Origin of the sequence: Alteromonas pelagimontana, from assembly GCF_002499975.2 — a bacterium.
Taxonomy (GTDB): Bacteria; Pseudomonadota; Gammaproteobacteria; order Enterobacterales; family Alteromonadaceae; genus Alteromonas; species Alteromonas pelagimontana.
Genome location: NZ_CP052766.1, coordinates 3,288,451 through 3,306,635 on the forward strand (window position 1 = coordinate 3,288,451; position 18,185 = coordinate 3,306,635).

Annotated in this window: 13 protein-coding genes and 3 tRNA genes; 12 read left to right on the top strand and 4 right to left on the bottom strand. The window is 47.1% G+C overall.

The genetic code is table 11. From position 1 onward, the window contains the following. The first annotated feature begins 4 nt into the window (after positions 1 to 4). The gene (metH, locus tag CA267_RS14480; RefSeq protein ID WP_075610557.1) at positions 5 to 2,629 is read left to right on the top strand and encodes a methionine synthase; all 2,625 of its coding nucleotides are present in this window, start codon (positions 5 to 7) and stop codon (positions 2,627 to 2,629) included. Next, positions 2,622 to 3,209 (top strand): DUF938 domain-containing protein, encoded by a 588-nt coding sequence (locus CA267_RS14485; RefSeq protein ID WP_083638594.1) that lies wholly within the window; start codon positions 2,622 to 2,624, stop codon positions 3,207 to 3,209. Before metH ends, CA267_RS14485 begins: the two co-directional genes overlap by 8 nt. Positions 3,210 to 3,258: 49 nt before the next feature. Here the strand turns inward: CA267_RS14485 and CA267_RS14490 are convergent, their stop codons facing one another. Both CA267_RS14490 and CA267_RS14495 read right to left on the bottom strand, forming a co-directional pair. Next, a complete protein-coding gene (locus CA267_RS14490; RefSeq protein ID WP_075610556.1) occupies positions 3,259 to 4,161 on the bottom strand; it encodes a LysR family transcriptional regulator in 903 nt (300 codons plus the stop codon). A 248-nt stretch (positions 4,162 to 4,409) separates the two neighbouring features. Continuing rightward, the gene (locus CA267_RS14495; protein ID WP_075610554.1) at positions 4,410 to 5,363 is read right to left on the bottom strand and encodes a hydrogen peroxide-inducible genes activator; all 954 of its coding nucleotides are present in this window, start codon (positions 5,361 to 5,363) and stop codon (positions 4,410 to 4,412) included. Positions 5,364 to 5,518: 155 nt separating this feature from the next. Here CA267_RS14495 and CA267_RS14500 point away from each other — a divergent pair, with 155 nt between their 5' ends. The 4 genes from CA267_RS14500 (at position 5,519) to CA267_RS14515 (ending at position 10,243) form a co-directional block, all read left to right on the top strand. Continuing rightward, the gene (locus CA267_RS14500; protein WP_075610553.1) at positions 5,519 to 6,157 is read left to right on the top strand and encodes a carbonic anhydrase; all 639 of its coding nucleotides are present in this window, start codon (positions 5,519 to 5,521) and stop codon (positions 6,155 to 6,157) included. A gap of 20 nt (positions 6,158 to 6,177) precedes the next feature. Beyond that, complete coding sequence (locus tag CA267_RS14505; protein ID WP_075610552.1) at positions 6,178 to 7,725, top strand: SulP family inorganic anion transporter; 1,548 nt, start codon at positions 6,178 to 6,180, stop codon at positions 7,723 to 7,725. Positions 7,726 to 7,937: 212 nt separating this feature from the next. Continuing rightward, positions 7,938 to 8,603: a carbonic anhydrase gene (locus CA267_RS14510; RefSeq protein WP_075610551.1), complete on the top strand. Its 666-nt coding sequence runs from the start codon at positions 7,938 to 7,940 to the stop codon at positions 8,601 to 8,603. Beyond that, positions 8,600 to 10,243, top strand: a complete 1,644-nt coding sequence (locus tag CA267_RS14515; protein ID WP_170669072.1) for a SulP family inorganic anion transporter — start codon at positions 8,600 to 8,602, stop codon at positions 10,241 to 10,243. The genes CA267_RS14510 and CA267_RS14515 overlap by 4 nt, the downstream gene beginning before the upstream one ends. A gap of 59 nt (positions 10,244 to 10,302) precedes the next feature. On the opposite strand, the gene CA267_RS14520 is transcribed toward CA267_RS14515, so the two are convergent. Both CA267_RS14520 and CA267_RS14525 read right to left on the bottom strand, forming a co-directional pair. Then, positions 10,303 to 12,384 (bottom strand): M13 family metallopeptidase, encoded by a 2,082-nt coding sequence (locus CA267_RS14520; RefSeq protein ID WP_075610550.1) that lies wholly within the window; start codon positions 12,382 to 12,384, stop codon positions 10,303 to 10,305. Beyond that, a complete protein-coding gene (locus CA267_RS14525) occupies positions 12,381 to 13,598 on the bottom strand; it encodes a GNAT family N-acetyltransferase (RefSeq protein ID WP_075610549.1) in 1,218 nt (405 codons plus the stop codon). The genes CA267_RS14520 and CA267_RS14525 overlap by 4 nt, the downstream gene beginning before the upstream one ends. Positions 13,599 to 13,699: 101 nt before the next feature. On the opposite strand from CA267_RS14525, the gene CA267_RS14530 reads away from it, so the two are divergent. The 6 genes from CA267_RS14530 (at position 13,700) to CA267_RS14555 (ending at position 17,710) form a co-directional block, all read left to right on the top strand. After that, positions 13,700 to 14,149: a regulatory protein RecX gene (locus CA267_RS14530; protein ID WP_075610548.1), complete on the top strand. Its 450-nt coding sequence runs from the start codon at positions 13,700 to 13,702 to the stop codon at positions 14,147 to 14,149. A gap of 138 nt (positions 14,150 to 14,287) precedes the next feature. Then, positions 14,288 to 16,885: an alanine--tRNA ligase gene (gene alaS, locus CA267_RS14535; RefSeq protein WP_075610547.1), complete on the top strand. Its 2,598-nt coding sequence runs from the start codon at positions 14,288 to 14,290 to the stop codon at positions 16,883 to 16,885. 133 nt (positions 16,886 to 17,018) lie between these two features. Beyond that, positions 17,019 to 17,216 carry a carbon storage regulator CsrA gene (csrA, locus tag CA267_RS14540; RefSeq protein ID WP_075610546.1) on the top strand — a complete coding sequence of 66 codons (198 nt, stop codon included), beginning with the start codon at positions 17,019 to 17,021 and terminating at the stop codon, positions 17,214 to 17,216. A gap of 162 nt (positions 17,217 to 17,378) precedes the next feature. Next, positions 17,379 to 17,469, top strand: a tRNA-Ser gene (locus CA267_RS14545). A 39-nt stretch (positions 17,470 to 17,508) separates the two neighbouring features. After that, a tRNA-Arg gene (locus tag CA267_RS14550) sits at positions 17,509 to 17,585 on the top strand. A gap of 48 nt (positions 17,586 to 17,633) precedes the next feature. Beyond that, a tRNA-Arg gene (locus tag CA267_RS14555) sits at positions 17,634 to 17,710 on the top strand. The last annotated feature ends 475 nt before the right edge of the window (positions 17,711 to 18,185 follow it).

Here is an 18,185-nt window from a genome sequence, read left to right on the forward strand (position 1 = left end):
TGTTGTGACCGCAGAGTTCTCCAGTTTTATCAATATCGGTGAAAGAACCAATGTCACCGGCTCCGCTGCGTTTAAACGTTTAGTATTAAATGGCGATTATGAAGCTGCCCTGGATGTTGCCCGTCAACAGGTAGAAAATGGCGCGCAAATTATCGATATTAACATGGACGAAGCCATGCTGGATTCGGTAGAGGCCATGCGCACATTTTTGAATCTTATTGCGTCTGAACCCGATATTTCCCGTGTGCCGATAATGATTGACTCTTCCAAGTGGGAAGTTATCGAAGCAGGTCTGAAATGCGTGCAGGGAAAAGCCATAGTTAACTCTATCAGCTTAAAAGAAGGGGAAGAGGCATTTCTGCATCACGCCAAATTGTTAAAGCGATACGGTGCCGCAACTGTAGTAATGGCCTTTGACGAAAGCGGGCAAGCAGACACGCAGGCACGTAAAATTGAAATCTGCCAGCGAAGCTACAAATTACTCACTGAAACCATCGGTTTTCCTCCTGAAGATATCATTTTCGATCCCAATATTTTTGCCGTCGCCACCGGGATTGAAGAGCATAATAATTACGCGGTAGACTTTATTGAAGCTACCCGCGTAATTCGGCAAACCTGTCCGTATTCCCATATTTCCGGCGGTCTCTCTAATATTTCTTTTTCTTTCCGCGGCAACAATCCGGTGCGCGAAGCCATGCACTCGGTCTTTCTTTACCACGCCATCCGCGCCGGAATGGATATGGCTATTGTTAATGCCGGACAACTGGAAGTTTACGATGAGATCCCTCAGGAGCTTCGCGACGCAGTAGAAGATGTCATTCTTAACCGTCGGGAAGATGGCACTGAACGCTTGTTAGAGCTCGCGCCCAAGTATCAGGGTGATGGTAAAGCGGCAGCTGTTGAAGATTTATCATGGCGTGAGCAACCGGTCAACAAACGCCTTGAACACGCTTTGGTAAAAGGAATTACCGACTATATTATTGATGATACCGAAGAAGCCCGGCTGGCTGCCGAACGTCCGCTTCACGTTATAGAAGGGCCGCTGATGGACGGCATGAATGTGGTCGGAGATTTGTTTGGCGAAGGTAAAATGTTTTTACCGCAAGTCGTCAAATCTGCTCGAGTTATGAAAAAAGCGGTAGCGCACCTGCAGCCGTATATTGAAGAGGAAAAGACTGACGACACTCGCAGTAACGGCAAAATTTTAATGGCGACAGTAAAAGGTGACGTCCACGATATCGGGAAAAATATTGTTGGCGTGGTGCTGCAGTGTAACAACTTTGAAGTGGTCGACTTAGGTGTAATGGTGCCTTGCGCCACTATCTTGCAGACCGCCAAAGATGAAGGTGTGGACATGATTGGTTTGTCTGGCCTTATCACGCCTTCTTTAGATGAAATGGTGCACGTAGCAAAAGAAATGGAACGACAGGGATTTGACCTGCCGTTGCTCATTGGCGGCGCTACCACATCCAAAGCACATACCGCGGTTAAAATTGAGCAAAATTATCATGCACCCGTTGCGTATGTGCCTAACGCCAGTCGTGCAGTCGGCGTGTGTCAGAAGCTGCTAAAAGCAGACTCCCGTGCCATTTATGCCGAAGAACTGTCTCGGGAGTATGACAAAGTGCGTGATCAGCACGCGCGAAAGCAACCTCGCAGCCGACCGGTAAGTTTGCAAAATGCCAGAGAAAACGGCTTTAAACCTGATTTTACCCAGAAGCCGGTGAAGCCCAGGAAATTGGGCGTCACTCCTGTTTCTGTAGAATTGGACGTTTTGCGTAAATATATCGACTGGACACCCTTTTTCCTGACCTGGTCTGTAGCTGGCAAATATCCTCGAATTCTGGACGATGAAATTGTGGGAGAGCAGGCAAGAGAGCTGTTTAAGGATGCCAATGATATGCTTGATGAAGTCATCAAACATAAGTCGCTACGGGCGAAAGGCGTTATCGGGTTATTCCCTGCAAACCGGGTGGGCGATGATATTGAAATTTATCAGGATGATAGTCGCCAGGCGCTGGCGGGAGTTGCACATCATTTGCGCCAACAAACGCTTAAAGAGCAGTTTTCTAACTATTGTCTGGCAGATTTTGTGGCGGAAAAAGTCAGCGGAATTAGCGATTATGTCGGAGCGTTTGCTGTTACCGCTGGAATCGGTGAAGAAGAGCTGGCAAATCACTATATTAAAGCCGGTGATGACTACAATGGCATCATGGTTAAAGCGGTTGCTGATCGTCTGGCGGAAGCTTTTGCGGAATATCTTCACGAACAAGTCCGCAAGCAATATTGGGGATATGCACCGGATGAAGATCTGGATAACGATGCTCTCATTCGCGAGAAATATCAGGGCATACGACCCGCACCTGGCTACGCGGCTTGTCCGGAACACACAGAGAAGCAGCTTATTTGGGATTTGCTGGATGCAGAAAAACACACCGGCATGCGTTTAACAGAAAGCTACGCAATGTGGCCGGGCGCCGCGGTGTCAGGCTGGTATTTTTCGCATCCGCAGTCAAAATATTTTGCTGTCGCAAAAATTCAGCGCGATCAGCTTGAAGATTATGCTCAGCGCAAGGGTTGGACGATGGAAACTGCAGAAAAATGGTTGGCGCCGAATCTTAATGAATAAACCTTTCAGTCAGGCTTGTGAAAACAATAAGGGGCCGATTCTGGAATTGCTTAAAGCGGCATTCGCAGACAGTACCAGGGTACTGGAAATTGGCAGCGGCACTGGCCAGCACGCAGTGTATTTTGCGCCGCGATTACCGCATCTGGTGTGGCAAACCAGCGATCAAGTGCAGTATCACGAGGGAATATGTCAGTGGATTAATGAAGAACCTGCCGCCAACCTGCGCATGCCTGTGACGCTCAAAATTGGCGAGCAGCCTCTTTCAGCATTTGAGTTTGACGCGGTATACAGTGCTAATACCGCCCACATAATGCAACCGGAAGAAGCAAAATCTATGATGCAACAGATTTCAGCCTGCTTACCTGCAGGAGGGGTTTTCTGTCAGTATGGCCCGTTTTTGCACAATGGAAAGTTCAGCTCCCAAAGTAACGAAGAATTTCATCATCATTTACTCAGCCAGGGTTTCGGCGGTTATCGCGACATCAGCGAATTAGAACGCTGGGCTCCGGCTTTACAACTCAAGACAATGGCACCTATGCCAGCTAATAATCTTTTGCTGATTTGGCAGAAAGCTCCGTAGTTTTTTCTATCCCAGACGCAAACTCTTGTGGAGCGGGTTTGGCGTAGCACTACGCTGACTGAGTGCTCGCGCCAATTTCCTTTGCCATTTCTAAAAAGGCAGTGAAGTAGTCAGCAGAAGCGTCTTTGCTGCGATAGCCAATATGAAGAGCCTTTGACAGCCCGTCTTCGCCAAGTCTGACAGGCGTAATTGGCAGCGACTGGCTGTGTTCTTCCACCAGCCAACGCGGCAGGGCGCTGATGCCTCGTCCTGCACTTACCATTTGCAGCAGGATTTCAGTCGTTTCGATGGTTTTATGTCGTTTTACCGAGCCGCCTGCCGGGGTCATAAATTGCGCGAAAATATCCAGCCTCGACGGCTCAACAGGATAGGTTATCAACGTGTCGTTAGCTAAATCCTGCGGACGTACCCAAGGTTTGGTCGCCAGAGGATGATCATTGGCTACCACCAGTACTTGCTCATACTGAAACACCGGTACATAGGTGATAGTAGGAATAAACAACGGATCAGGAGTGAGCAGTAAATCGATTTCGTAGCCGTGAAGCGCCTGTAAGCCCCCAAATTTAAACGCTTGGCGAACATCCACATCCACTGTGGGAAACTGGGTTAAAAAGGGCTTTACAACCTTTAACAGCCATTGATAACAGGGGTGACATTCCATGCCAATGCGTAAGACCCCCTTTTTACCTGCGGCAATTTGTGCGAGGTGTTCTTCGGTATTTTCAAACTGTGGCAAAATCCTTTCCGCCAGATTGAGAAGCGACTCGCCGGCGTTGCTCAGGCGCAGTCGTCGGCCGTCTTTGTGCCACAGTGCCACGCCAAATTCCAGTTCCAGTTTCTTCATCCCATGACTCAAGGCTGACTGAGTTAGATGAAGTGCTGCGGCAGCATCAGTTAACGTTCCTTTTTTGGCAATCATAGCCACTATACGCAGATGTTGTCGTTCAATCATGGAATGTATGAATTTTGCTCATGTATGCATGGAAATATACCATTATTCTTCATGATTTGTCTGAACATTCCACCGCGGATTCATCGCGGCGCACAAGATAATCTTAACGCCTGCTTTCTGTTGGCTGCCCGATCAGCAAACCTGGATTTAGGGCTGAAAAACCGAACGTCGCTACAGACAACCGTAGCGTTAAAAAATTCGGTAGCGGCCACCGAGGTCTATAGAAAGCAACTATCACAAACCTGTAGCTAAACGTCGGTGAGATCCGACACGGATACTGCATCAGAAAGCCGTTGTTCAATTACGCTGCGCATCAGGCTGGCAAGATCACGGAAAAAGGCACGTGCTGGCGAGGTATTTCGCCATGCCAGTACGTGTTGTCTTACAATTGGCATATCGGCCAATTCGCAAACATGTAATGCTTCTGGTTTATGCAGTTCTGAATGTACATACAGTCCCGGTAGAAAAGCCATACCCATACCCATTACTACCATCTGACGTAATGTATCTAAGCTGGTGCCTTCATAATCCCGGTCGACATTCGCGCCCAGTTGCAGGCAAATTTCCTGAACCTGATAATGAAAATGGTGACGATCTTCCAATGTCAGAACTTTTTCACCTCGAATAGCTGTGGGCTGAATATAATCGTATCCTGCAAGGGCGTGATCTGACGGTAACACAAATTTCAGCGGTTCTAAAAATAACGGCTGCACCTGAATTTGTGAATTCTGGTTCGACATAGGAGAGAGAATGAGATCGTATTCGCCCGCCAACAGGCCTTGTTGCAACTGGCGGGGCGCAGCTTCCCTGACGTAAAACTTTAGCCCTGGCCGCGCCAGGTGAATATCGGGCAAAATATGAGGAAGAAGGTAAGGCCCCAACGTGGGCGGAATACCCAGGCGATAGGTGGTATTTTCACCATCGGACAATGAACGCGCGACTTCACCAAGCTCTTGACTAGCGTGGAGAACCGCTTCGGCAGAATGAAGCAACGCACGCCCTTGTGAAGATAACAACGTGCCGGAACGGGAGCGTTCAAATAACACCACACCTAACGTCGCTTCTAACGCATTGATCTGGCTGGTAAGCGTTGGCTGACTGATTCCTAATGCTTGCGCGGCCCGGCGAAAGTTCAGATGCCGTGCTACCGAGACAAAGTAGCGAATTTGATTAAGCGAAGGCATTTTATAATTCAGCTGCATAGACAATGGCCTGATAGTAGGAACCTTTTATAGCTATAATCTATCACCAAATTGACTATATTTCTATATAGCTATCAGCGGATGCTGTACGCCAACTTGTACACCTGATCGGGTGTATGAGAATATTTTCTGGTATTTGAGTGAAAGGAAAAGATATGGACCACGTAATATCCGGTGTTGCTAAATTTCAACGAGACGTTTTCCCTGGTAAAAAGGCGGCGTTTAAAAAACTGGCTAACGGTCAAAACCCTGAAGTGCTTTTTATCACTTGTGCCGACTCTCGCATTGATCCCAATCTGGTCACCCAGACAGAACCCGGCGATCTGTTCATCTGCCGTAATGCGGGCAATATTGTCCCTCCCCATAGCAACCAAACTGGTGGCATGACAGCATCCATCGAGTTTGCGGTCGCTGGCTTGGGTGTTACCCATATTGTGGTATGCGGCCACACCGATTGCGGCGCAATGAAAGGGGCATTAAACCCTGAAAAACTGTCTTCCATGCCACATGTTAAAGAGTGGCTTGGTCATTGTCGATGTGCGACAGAAGTCGTAAAAGAAAAGTTTGGCAATTTAGACAACGACCGTCTTGATGACTTAACTAAGGAAAATGTGCTTCAGCAAATTCAACATCTAAGGACTCATCCTTCTGTAGCGGCTAAACTGGCAACCAACCAGATCCAGTTGCACGGCTGGGTATATGATATTGGGAAAGGAACAATCCTATGTTGGGATTCTGCTTCACAAACTTTTGAAGAAATGGAACAAGCTTACGCAGAAAGTAAGGTTGTTTAAGGTAATTAGCAGAGGCCTCTATGAAATTGGATTTGTCTTTTAAGGAGATCAAAAACGATCTCCCGGCAGGTATTGTGGTATTTTTTGTCGCACTTCCCTTGTGTCTGGGAATTGCTTTAGCTTCCGGAGCGCCCCTGTTCGCAGGAGTGATCGCGGGTATAATCGGCGGAATCGTTGTCGGACTTGCAAGTGGTTCTCGTTTGGGTGTAAGCGGTCCTGCGGCTGGACTCGCCGTTATCGTGTTTGATGCTATTTCTACCTTGGGAAGCTGGGAGATATTTCTTAGTGCAGTAGTAATGGCCGGGGTGTTTCAGATTTTACTTGGGTTTTTACGGGCCGGTTTTATCGCCTACTTTTTTCCTACTTCTGTGATAACCGGTATGCTTACAGGCATCGGGTTGCTCATTATTTTAAAGCAGTTGCCCTTCCTGTTTGGCTGGCACTCGGATTTTCTCGGCGAAGAGTCTTTCTCCCAGGCTAACGGGGAAAATACCTTTTCCGCTATCGAACACGCTATTTCGTTAATGTCTCCGAGTGTTATTGCTATCTCGGGAATATCTCTGGCTGTGCTAATCCTCTGGGATAAATATCTGACTAAGCAGCACAAGATCTTCCAGTTAATACAAGGGCCTATTGTAGTAGTGCTTATGGGAATTCTGTTTACAGTAATGCTAGCGCAAGCAGGCTCTCCCTTAACATCGGCACAAATGGTTTCACTACCGGTTATTGACAGTCTTTCTTCATTCGCAGACGAATTATCGTTCCCCGATTTTTCTCAGATTTTCAGTATAGAGGTAATTTCCCTGGCGTTGGTTATGGCGGCCGTTGCCAGCATTGAGACTCTCTTGTGCGTTGAAGCTACCGATAAACTCGATCCGGCAAAAAATACCACGCCGACCAATCGAGAATTAAAAGCGCAAGGTTTGGGCAATGTGGTTTCGGGCTTGGTGGGCGGTTTACCTATCACTCAGGTAATAGTGCGTAGCTCAGCTAATATAACCTTCGGCGCGAAAACCAAACTTTCAGCTGTTTTACACGGTATGTTCTTGTTGATCGCCATATTGGCGTTAACGACCATGCTTAACCTTATACCGTTAGCGTCTTTAGCGGCAATACTGATAGTCGTGGGATATAAACTGGCGAAGCCCGCGATGTTCGCGTTTATGTATCGGTCTGGCTGGGAACAGTTTATTCCCTTCTTCGCGACTATCGCCGTCATGATTGTGACAGATTTGCTGACTGGCGTAATAGTGGGATTAGGCTTCAGCTTGTTCTTTACCTTGAAACATAGCTATAAAAACTCCTATCACTTTAAAGATATCGTCACCGAGGAAAATGAGATTAGTACACACCATATTGTATTGGCAGAAGAAGTTTCATTTTTTAATAAACCCAGCATTTTGAAAAAGTTAAACTCTATCCCTAAAGATTCAAAGGTCATACTGGATTTTTCAAATTCGAAATCGGTAGCTTACGATGTCATTGAACTGGTTAAAGACTTTATAGCCCAAGCCGGGCATCGCAATATACAAGTTGAAACGATAAAGTTTGATCACTCTGCTAAGTGACCTGTAAAAGTGCAGCCTAAAGGTTGCGCTTCTTTCCCAACCGTTGTCCGGTAATACGGCTATCTAAGGGATCAAAGCTAACGAAAATTTCTTTATTTGATAGCATTTTGCTATCACCAAGTGGTGTATTTTTCTATAAATCTATCAGGTGACACTCCGGTTATTACGCTTATTTAACTTTCTTGTTACAAAGTTAGAGCCGGAGATGATTGATGAACCATTTAATATCAGGTGTTGCTAAATTCCAAAAGGATGTTTTCCCTGCCAAAGAGGCAACGTTCAAGAAGCTGGCTAATGGCCAAAACCCCGAAGTTTTATTTATCACCTGTTCCGATTCGCGCATCGACCCCAACCTCGTTACGCAAACCGGTCCAGGTGAGCTTTTTATCTGCCGCAATGCAGGAAATGTCGTTCCGCCACATAGTAACCAGACCGGGGGTATGACAGCTTCAATCGAATTTGCTGTCGCTGCGCTGGGAGTGGAGCATATTGTGATTTGCGGACACACAGATTGTGGCGCGATGAAAGGAGCGATTGACCCTGAAGCTTTGGAATCTTTACCTCATGTCAAAGAATGGCTCGGCCATTGTCGAGTGGCAACGGACGTAGTTAAAGAACGCTGTGGCGGCAATATCGACCATTCTCATTTAAGCGAAGTGACCAAAGAAAACGTTATTCAGCAGCTACAGCATATTCGCACCCATCCCTCAGTTGCTGCCAAACTCGCTACGAACAAAATTCAGCTTCATGGCTGGGTGTATGACATCGAAACAGGTAGTGTGCTTTGCTATAACGAATCGACCCGCAGCTTCGAAACTATTAAGCAGCTTTATGCTAACACTGCCCAATCTACGAGTAAGGGGGCTGAAACGAGATGATGAAATTTGATTTGTCTAACGTGCGGGGCGATCTTACCGGTGGCATAACGGCAGGAATTGTCGCTTTGCCGCTTGCGCTGGCTCTCGGTGTAGCATCGGGTATGGGGCCGATGGCTGGCTTATATGGGGCCATAGCGGTGGGCTTTTTTGCTTCCTTATTCGGCGGTACTCCCTCCCAAATATCCGGCCCGACAGGGCCCATGGTCGTTGTATTAGCAGGTTTATTCGCGAGTTTGTCGGGGAATGTGGAGCTGATCCTGACGGCAGTCATCGTTGCTGGTTTGTTCCAGATCATCTTTGGCTTTCTTGGCGTAGGACAATATATTCGGCTTGTTCCTTATCCGGTGATATCCGGCTTTATGACGGGCATTGGAGCGATTATCATTATTCTGCAGCTCGGTCGTCTATTAGGTCATGAGCCGCCGGGAGGCACTTTGGGCGCACTGATTTATTTACCTACCGCGTTGTCAGATATCAACATATCTACTCTCGCGCTTGGATTAGGTACGTTAATCGTCGCTTATAAATGGCCACCGTTCCTGGCTAAATTCATCCCTGGTGCATTGGCAGCGCTGATTATCGGAACGCTGGCAAGTTTCCTGCTGAAAGGGATACCAGTGCTAGGCAATATTCCCACTGGCTTACCCAGCCTGCATTTGCCTGTGTTTGACCGCAGTCAACTATTTCTGGTTTTGGAAGCGGCATTTATACTCGCGGTACTGGGTGCCATTGATAGTCTGCTGACGTCTCTGGTAGCAGATAATATGACGCGAACCCGCCACGACAGTAATAGAGAGCTCATCGGGCAGGGAATAGGTAACACGGTAGCAGGTCTTATCGGTGGAATCGCTGGCGCTGGTGCAACTATGCGTACGGTGGTTAATATCCGCAGTGGCGGCCAGCAACGTCTTTCGGGTATGACCCACGCACTTGTACTACTGGCAATTGTATTAGGATTAAGTCCATTAGCGGCTAACATTCCTCACGCCGTTCTCGCTGGTATTCTGGTGAAAGTCGGGCTGGATATCATTGATTGGAGCTACCTCAAACGTGCCCACACCGGCCCTCGGTGGGATTTTGCACTAATGCTACTGGTATTGGGCCTGACCGTATTCGTGGATCTGATTACCGCAGTTGGCGTTGGTGTGGTGTTAGCAGCGTTAGCTTACGTTCGTCAGGTGGCGCAATTGCAAATTGAAGAAGTTAACAGAATACCAGAAACCTTTAGCGATCCGGAAGAACGCGCATTGTTTAAGCGGGCGAAAGGCAGGATCAGCATGTTCAGCTTTGGTGGCCCGTTAAGTTTTGGGGCGGCTGCAGATTTAGGCCACCACGTGCGGGAGAAAGTTAAGCATGGATCGCAGATTCTGATATTGGATTTTAGCCGCGTGCCCACCGTTGATGTTTCTGCTGCCATGGCGGTGGAAACCATTACTACGGATGCCAAAGCGTCGGGTCGTGAGTTGGTGCTCTGTGGGGCAAATGAAGCCGTGCAACGGGTGCTGGAGAATATTAATGCACACCAAGCAGGTATTCGAAGTTTTACTACGCGGCAAGAAGCGTTAGCCTACGCAGTAGATAAAGTTGAAGGCCCAGGCCCAGATTTAAAATCCCAATCTGTTCCTGATATCAACCAGTAGATATGCTGAAAATGGAAAGCGAAGGGCCACGATTGTGGCCCTTTTTTTAAGTCAATAAATTACCAGATCTTCACGCGATCTTCCGGCGCCAGATAAAGCTCGTCGTCGGGCTGTACATCAAACGCTTTGTACCAGGCATCGTGGTTACGTGGTGCCAACGTGCGGTAGCGTGCGGGCGAATGCGGGTCTGAGCGTAACTGATTAAGCAGGCTTTGTTCAGTACGTTTTTCTTTCCATACTTGCGCCCACGCCAGGAAGAAACGCTGGTCGCCGGTTAAGCCGTCTATAACCGGCGCTTCCTTTCCGTTCAGGCTAATTTGATAAGCTTCATAAGCCATAGCCAAACCGCCGACATCACCAATGTTTTCGCCCAACGTATTACGCCCGTTGACAGTATTCCCCTCTATCGGCTCATAAGCATCATATTGCGCAGCTAACTGGTCGACCTTCGCTTCGAACGCAGCGCGATCTTCATCGGTCCACCAGTTGCGCTGGATTCCTTTAGCATCAGACTTAGAACCTTGATCGTCAAAGCCATGACCCATTTCGTGACCAATAACGGCGCCGATAGCACCATAATTCACGGCAGGATCGGCGTTAGGATCAAAAAACGGAGGCTGTAAAATTGCTGACGGAAACACAATCTCATTAAAGGAAGAATTGTAATAAGCATTAACTGTCTGCGGTGTCATACCCCAACGTTCACGATCAGTGGGCTTGAGCTCATCTTCTACGCTTTTCTCTTGGAAGAACTTACGCAAATTGCGCACATTCTGAACCAGATTATCGCTGCTGATTTCCACACCCTGTAATGATTCCCACTCATCGGGATAACCAATTTTAGGTCGAAATGCCGCCAGCTTCTCTTGTGCAGCCTTTTTCGTTTCTTCGCTCATCCAGTCAAGATTATCGATACGTTTGCCTAAGGCCGTACGCAAGTTTTCCACTAACTCAGACATTTGCTCTTTAGAACTTTCGGGAAAATATTTATCGACATAAATTTTACCCAGGGCAAAGCCCAGTGATTCTGTATCTGACATTTTTTCAACGGCTCGCTTCCAGCGCGGACGCGGTTCTTGCTGGCCATTGAGCGTGGTGCCGAAAAAGTCAAAGTTTGCCTGGTAAATATCTTGCGAAAGCAGATCGGCATTGTTGCTGATAGTGTGGTACGTCAAATAGGCCTTCCAATCTGCCAGATCAGCGTTATTAATAATGCCAATAACGTCTTTTACCGGTTCAGGCTGGCTGATATTTAGGTGTGGAACTTTCAGTCCGCTTTGGGCAAAGAACGTATCCCATTCGAAATTAGGGTACCTATCTGAAAGTTCAGATCGTTCAATCTGATTAAGCGTTAAATCGCGGTCTCGACGTTTTTCGCGCGGCCACTGCGCGTTAGCAATGTCGGTTTCCAAAGCTAATATGCGTTTGGCTTTATCGGCTGGATTCTCTACTTTCGCCAACGTCAGCATTTGCTCAATATGTGCCAGATACTTTTCACGGATATCTTTAAAACGTTCCTGATCACTTAAGTAGTAATCCCGGTCAGGAAGACCTAAGCCACCCACGCCCACACTCACTTCATATTCGTTGGGATCGAGCCGGTTGTACCACAAACCTGCATAAATTGGCGTGATAGATCCGTCCAGCCAGGCGTTACCAAAAACTTTAGTCAGATCGGTGGTGTTGCCGATGGAGCTAATGTTATTCAGCACATCTTTAATGGGTTGAATGCCTTTTTGGTTCAAATTTTCGGTGTCCATGTAGGACTGAAAAAAATCATGTACCAATTGTTCATCTGCATTAAGATCTTCACGTGACATGATATCGTCAATGATTTCTTTTACCTGTGCTTCACTTCGATCCCGTAACGCATTAAAAGCGCCATACCGTACTTTATCAGCAGGCAGTTCATAATTTCTGTACCAGTTGCCGCTGGCGTACATAAAGAAATCGTCACCTGGTTTCACTGATTCATCACGAGCTGATAAATCTACACCAAAAGTGCCGAGTTCAGGTTTTTGTTCAGCCGCAGATTGCGTCGTTTGGGCGCTGTTATGCTGTTCTTTTGCTTGCTCTGACTGGCCACAACCAGCCAGACCTAATGATGCTGCCACAACGGCGGCAAGTACTGTATATTTCATTTGTCGTTTCTCTGTTTTGTCTCTCGGTTGTCCATGTGGACGTCCGGTGTTTTCATCGTTTTAAGGTTAGGTAAAAATGTATTGTTAAAGGGCAGGACTTCTGCGGCTTGATGATAATACTCCACCATTGCGGGCGTTTCCTGGTATAAAAAATTGGAAACGGCGTGATGAAACGCCGGCGCAAAAAGTTTGTGAAAAGAAACGCAGTAAATGGGTTCAAACCCTCTTAGAATTTTATGCTCGCCCTGAGTGCCGGGATTAAATAGCGGTTGTTTTTTCTCGATTGCAAATTCAATACCTTGGAAATAACAGCATTCAAAATGCAAACCATCAATTTCCACAAGACTTCCCCAGTAACGTCCATATAGCCCTGTGGCATCATACAAAAATAATGCACTGGCTACTGGATTTTCATCTTGATAAGCCACAACCAGTAACATATTTTCGGCCATTGTGGCAAATAAGCCTTTAAAAAAACCTTCGCTCAAGTACCCGTTATGACCACTACGTTTAAGGTAGGTTTGCTGATAGCACAAGTAGAAAAAATCTTGCTCTGGCGCAGAAATGTCCGCGCCGGTATAGCGCTTTATTGTGACATTTGCGGCGGATAACTGCTGGCGACTCTTCCTAAGCGCCTTGCGTTTACGGGAAGTCAGCGCAGCTAAAAAATCATCAAAATGCTGATAGTCATAATTGTGCCATTGAAACTGAACATTAACGCGCTTGAGATAACCGGCAGTTACGGCAGCGCCAGCACATTTCAGCGGCGGAAACAGAATATGGGCTGAGGAAATATTTTGCTGCGCCAGGGTATCAATGGCTTGGGCAGCATACGTGCGGACGACGTCTTCCTTAACGTGATCGGCCAACAGCAGCCTGGGCCCAGTTACGGGTGTAAAGGGAATTGCTGATATCCATTTAGGATAATACGAATAACCGTATTGATGGTAGGCGTTGGCCCAGCTGTGATCGAAGACATATTCACCGTAACTATCATATTTTATATAACCGGGCATGGCGGCGATGGGAACATTATCGTCATAAATGATCAGGTGCATAGGCTGCCAGCCCGTTGCCTCACCAACACACTCGGTAGATTCCAGCAGCGATAAAAAGCCGTGCTGCAAAAATGGCCCTGCGTTTTGTGCAAGTGCCTGCCACTGCGCGGAGGAAATGTCGGATATTTTGGAAATAAAGCTAAAGTGAAATGCCATTGCGCGTTATATCTGCCGGGAGATTAATTATAATCATAAGTGAGTTAAGATATCTGTCATCAACAATACGGTTTTTAGGAAGCTATAAGCAACGGATAAACATGTCAGACTCCAATCGAAAAATCATTACCGAAGCGATTATTCGCATGCTTGCGCGACGAGAGCATTCTGTGGTGGAAATTCTGCGCAAATTAACGTTGAAAGGTTATGATGAGCGGGAATGTGTTCCCATTGTCACGGAGCTACGCGAAACAGGTGTTCAGAGCGATGCTCGTTTCGCTGAAGCAAAAATTCGTTCGTTGCAACATCGCGGGGTGGGGCCAGTACGTTTAAAAAACGAGTTGTCGCAGCATGATATTGATGAAGATATCATTAACGCCGCCATTGCAGAGGCCGATACAGATTGGTTTGCGTTAGCACTGGCAGCCAAAGAAAAGAAGTTCGGCTTGGCCTTACCAGAAGATGTAAAGCAACGTCAGAAGCAAATGCAGTTTTTACGCTACCGCGGTTTTACGCATTCGCAAATTCAATACGCGATAAACGGCGAGTGAATTGGCCGCTAAGCGCTTAACAATAAGCGTTATTCCGTGATATTGTTGCGCCCACCCGGGTGTGCGCGCGCGAGTTTCAATCTACGCGGGTTTTTACGCTAGCCATCGCTGTTAAATCAAATAGGAAGTTAGGATTCAATGACATTATCAACTGCTGAAATACGCCAGACGTTTATCGACTACTTTAAAAAACATGGCCATCAGCCGGTGGCAAGTTCATCACTGGTTCCAGCAGATGATCCTACAATTTTATTTACCAACGCAGGGATGAACCAGTTTAAAGATGTCTTTCTGGGCGCAGAAAAACGGAGTTACACCCGAGCGGTGTCGTCGCAACGATGTGTGCGCGCTGGTGGTAAACACAATGATTTAGAAAATGTCGGCTATACCGCTCGCCATCACACCTTTTTCGAAATGCTGGGCAATTTCAGCTTTGGTGATTATTTTAAGAAGCAAGCGATCACTTTCGCGTGGACGTTCCTGACAGAAGAACTGAAGCTGCCTAAAGAAAAGTTACTTGTCACCGTTTTTGCAGAAGATGATGAAGCTTTTGCTATATGGGAAAATGACATTGGCGTTCCCGCCGAAAAAATCATTCGCATCAATACCTCAGATAATTTCTGGTCTATGGGTGATACCGGCCCGTGCGGTCCTTGTTCAGAGATTTTTTATGATCACGGCGAGCACATTTGGGGCGGTCCTCCAGGTTCGCCAGAAGAAGATGGTGATCGCTTCATTGAAATCTGGAACCTGGTATTCATGCAGTATAACAAGCAGGCTGATGGTTCCATGGAGCCTTTGCCCAAGCCTTCGATTGATACCGGTATGGGGCTGGAGCGCATTTCTGCTATTTTGCAGAACGTGCATAGCAACTACGAAATAGATCTGTTCCAAAACCTGATTAAAGCATCTGCAGACATTGTCGGAACTGATGATTTAGAAAATAAATCCCTGCGCGTTATTGCCGACCATATCCGGTCTTGCAGCTTTTTAGTTTGTGATGGCGTCATGCCCAGCAATGAAGGCCGGGGTTATGTATTGCGCCGGGTAATTCGCCGCGCCGTGCGCCATGGTTATAAAATGGGTGCCAATGATATTTTCTTTTATAAACTGGTGGCGGCATTAGCCAAAGAAATGGGCCAGGCGTATCCCGAATTGGTGGATCAGCAGCCGGTTATCGAAAAAGTTCTGCGCGTGGAAGAAGAGCAGTTTAGCAAGACGCTGGCCCGTGGTATGGCGATGCTACATGATACGCTGGCGGAACTGGATGGCGATACGATTCCCGGTGACGTTATCTTTAAGCTGTACGATACCTATGGCTTTCCGGTTGATCTTACTAACGATGTTGCCCGGGAACACGATTTAAAAATCGACGAAGCCGGCTTTGAAGCAGCCATGCAAGCTCAGCGTGAGCGAGCGCAACAGGCAAGCCAGTTCGGTGCTAACTACAACGATATGGTGAAGATAGAGCATCAGACGCAGTTTACCGGCTACGTTGATGTGGAAGGCGAAGCTGAGGTTATTGAACTGATAGCGGATAACCGCCTTTGCGAAGCATTGTCAGACGGCCAGGAAGGGGTTGTGGTGCTAAATCAGACGCCGTTCTACGCTGAATCCGGTGGACAGAGCGGTGATAAAGGCATTCTGAAAGTCGCCAACGGTGAGTTCATTGTGACAGATACGCAAAAGCTGGGTAATGCTTTTGCTCACAAGGGAAAAGTAGTCGGCGAAATAAGAAAAGGTGATAAAGCCAGTGCCAGCATTGATAAAGCCAATCGTGAAGCCGTAAAGAAAAATCATAGTGCCACCCACCTGTTGCACGCAGCGCTGAGGGAAATTCTTGGTGAGCATGTATCTCAAAAAGGTTCACTGGTTGAAGCGCAACGTATGCGATTCGATTTTTCTCATTTTGAAGCGGTGACGGACGCCCAACTGACTATAATAGAGCAGCGTGTGAACGAAGAAATACGCGCTAATCATTCGTTAACCACCGAGTTAATGGATTTGGATGCGGCTAAGGCGTCCGGTGCTATGGCGTTATTTGGCGAGAAATACGATGAGAAAGTGCGTGTTGTCACCATGGGGCCTTTTTCTGTTGAGCTTTGCGGCGGTACCCATGTCAGTCGCACGGGCGATATCGGGCTGTTCAAAATTACCACTGAAAGCGGAATTGCTTCCGGAGTTCGCCGTATAGAAGCGATTACTGGTGCAGCGGCAATTGATTACATTCAGGCGCAGCAGGCGCTGCTAAGCCGGGTTTCCGCTTTGCTGAAAACGGATACGCAAGGCGTGCTTGAACGGGTTGGCGCGTTGCAGTCGCAAAACAAAGAACTGGAAAAAGCGTTAAGTGCAGCGAAGCAAAAACTTACCAGTCAGCAAGGTGCTGACATACTAGGTCAAGCCGTTGATATCAATGGCGTTAAGGTCCTTGTTACCAACGTTGAGGGTGTCGAAGCATCGTCGCTACGTGGAATGATGGACGATATTAAAAACCGAATTGGTGAAGGCATCGTAGTATTAGGTGTAGCGAATGAAAGTAAGGTGAATCTGATTGCAGGAGTCACTAAACAATTAACCAGTAAAGTGAAAGCAGGTGAACTGGTTAATTACGTCGCTTCTCAAGTAGGTGGTAAAGGTGGCGGCCGACCAGATATGGCTCAAGCAGGCGGCGATCAACCCGAAAACTTGGCTGTTGCACTCGACTCAGTTACCTCTTGGTTAGTAGATAAGCTATAATCTGAATGTCTTAAAGCAGTGAGTTTTTGAAGTGACACAAAAACAGGGAATCACTGTCACCATCATTGGGTCGTGCTAATGAAATGGTTTTTTTAAATGGATTTGTTCACAAATAAGGAACAGGAGCAAGCGAATGCTTATATTGACTCGTCGTGTTGGTGAAACTCTAATGGTAGGTGACGAGGTTACAGTTACTGTACTAGGAGTTAAGGGGAATCAGGTGCGAATTGGTGTGAATGCGCCTAAAGAAGTATCGGTTCATCGTGAAGAAATTTATATGCGGATTCAGGCAGAAAAAAGTGGTCAGCCTGGCACTCCGGATAATGAATAGTTAAAGAAGATTAAGGCTGGTTTTTACCAGCCTTTTTTCGTTCTGTATTAATAAAGATTTGGTTTTGACCCTAATTTGTTTAAAATGCCAGCAGGTGAGCGTCATTCGTTAAAAAAAGGTTTGACACCTTTGAGTGAATCCGTAAAATGCGCCCCACGTTCCGGAGAGGTGGGTGAGTGGCTGAAACCAGTTCCCTGCTAAGGAACCATACCTATTACTGGTATCGAGGGTTCGAATCCCTCCCTCTCCGCCATTTAGTTTTATTGATAGTGACAGTCAAAACAAGTTTTGCGCGTGCGTAGCTCAGCTGGATAGAGTACCTGGCTACGAACCAGGCGGTCGGAGGTTCGAATCCTTCCGCACGCGCCACTTATTAAAATGTCACCTTCTGCTTAATGTAGTAGAAGTAAAGTTAAAGCGTGTGTAGCTCAGCTGGATAGAGTACCTGGCTACGAACCAGGCGGTCGGAGGTTCGAATCCTTCCACACGCGCCATATAAAGAAAACCCACCTTTTGGTGGGTTTTCTTTTATGTAATGTATGAGGATGAGAACCGGCTAGAGGTTCGGCGTGATTATAGCGATAGCGAATAGAATTTAGCGCCTCGGCGAAGGGACGACGGCAGCTTAACCCGGTTAATCCTCCCTCACACGCTACACAGCCAATCACCTCAGGTAGAGATCGCGAATCGTTTTTAAGCGATAAGTGAAGATTTCTTAGCCGAGCTTCTGGAGCCTGGATGCTCCAGCAGAGCCATCAGGAACGATTTTGCGGCGTTTCGGATGAGATATTTGCTTATTCCTGTGACTGCTGAATATTTTTTCCTTCATACTTGCCCTGATACCTGCTAGCTGAATCATAAGCCGCGCATTCATCGTTTTAACGTTTTGCCTTTAGATTATTCGAATCCGACATTCCCCACTCTGTCTCTGAGCTCACCACACCTCAATGTGGATTAGTATAATTTCTT

Coding starts and splice junctions, on each gene's coding strand:
- CA267_RS14530 (WP_075610548.1), top strand. CDS start 13,700: ATGTCAGACTCCAATCGAAAAATCATTACCGAAGCGATTATTCGCATG.
- alaS (WP_075610547.1), top strand. CDS start 14,288: ATGACATTATCAACTGCTGAAATACGCCAGACGTTTATCGACTACTTT.
- CA267_RS14510 (WP_075610551.1), top strand. CDS start 7,938: ATGAACCATTTAATATCAGGTGTTGCTAAATTCCAAAAGGATGTTTTC.
- CA267_RS14515 (WP_170669072.1), top strand. CDS start 8,600: ATGATGAAATTTGATTTGTCTAACGTGCGGGGCGATCTTACCGGTGGC.
- CA267_RS14500 (WP_075610553.1), top strand. CDS start 5,519: ATGGACCACGTAATATCCGGTGTTGCTAAATTTCAACGAGACGTTTTC.
- CA267_RS14490 (WP_075610556.1), bottom strand. CDS start 4,161: ATGATTGAACGACAACATCTGCGTATAGTGGCTATGATTGCCAAAAAA.
- CA267_RS14525 (WP_075610549.1), bottom strand. CDS start 13,598: ATGGCATTTCACTTTAGCTTTATTTCCAAAATATCCGACATTTCCTCC.
- CA267_RS14520 (WP_075610550.1), bottom strand. CDS start 12,384: ATGAAATATACAGTACTTGCCGCCGTTGTGGCAGCATCATTAGGTCTG.
- CA267_RS14485 (WP_083638594.1), top strand. CDS start 2,622: ATGAATAAACCTTTCAGTCAGGCTTGTGAAAACAATAAGGGGCCGATT.
- CA267_RS14505 (WP_075610552.1), top strand. CDS start 6,178: ATGAAATTGGATTTGTCTTTTAAGGAGATCAAAAACGATCTCCCGGCA.
- CA267_RS14495 (WP_075610554.1), bottom strand. CDS start 5,363: ATGCAGCTGAATTATAAAATGCCTTCGCTTAATCAAATTCGCTACTTT.
- csrA (WP_075610546.1), top strand. CDS start 17,019: ATGCTTATATTGACTCGTCGTGTTGGTGAAACTCTAATGGTAGGTGAC.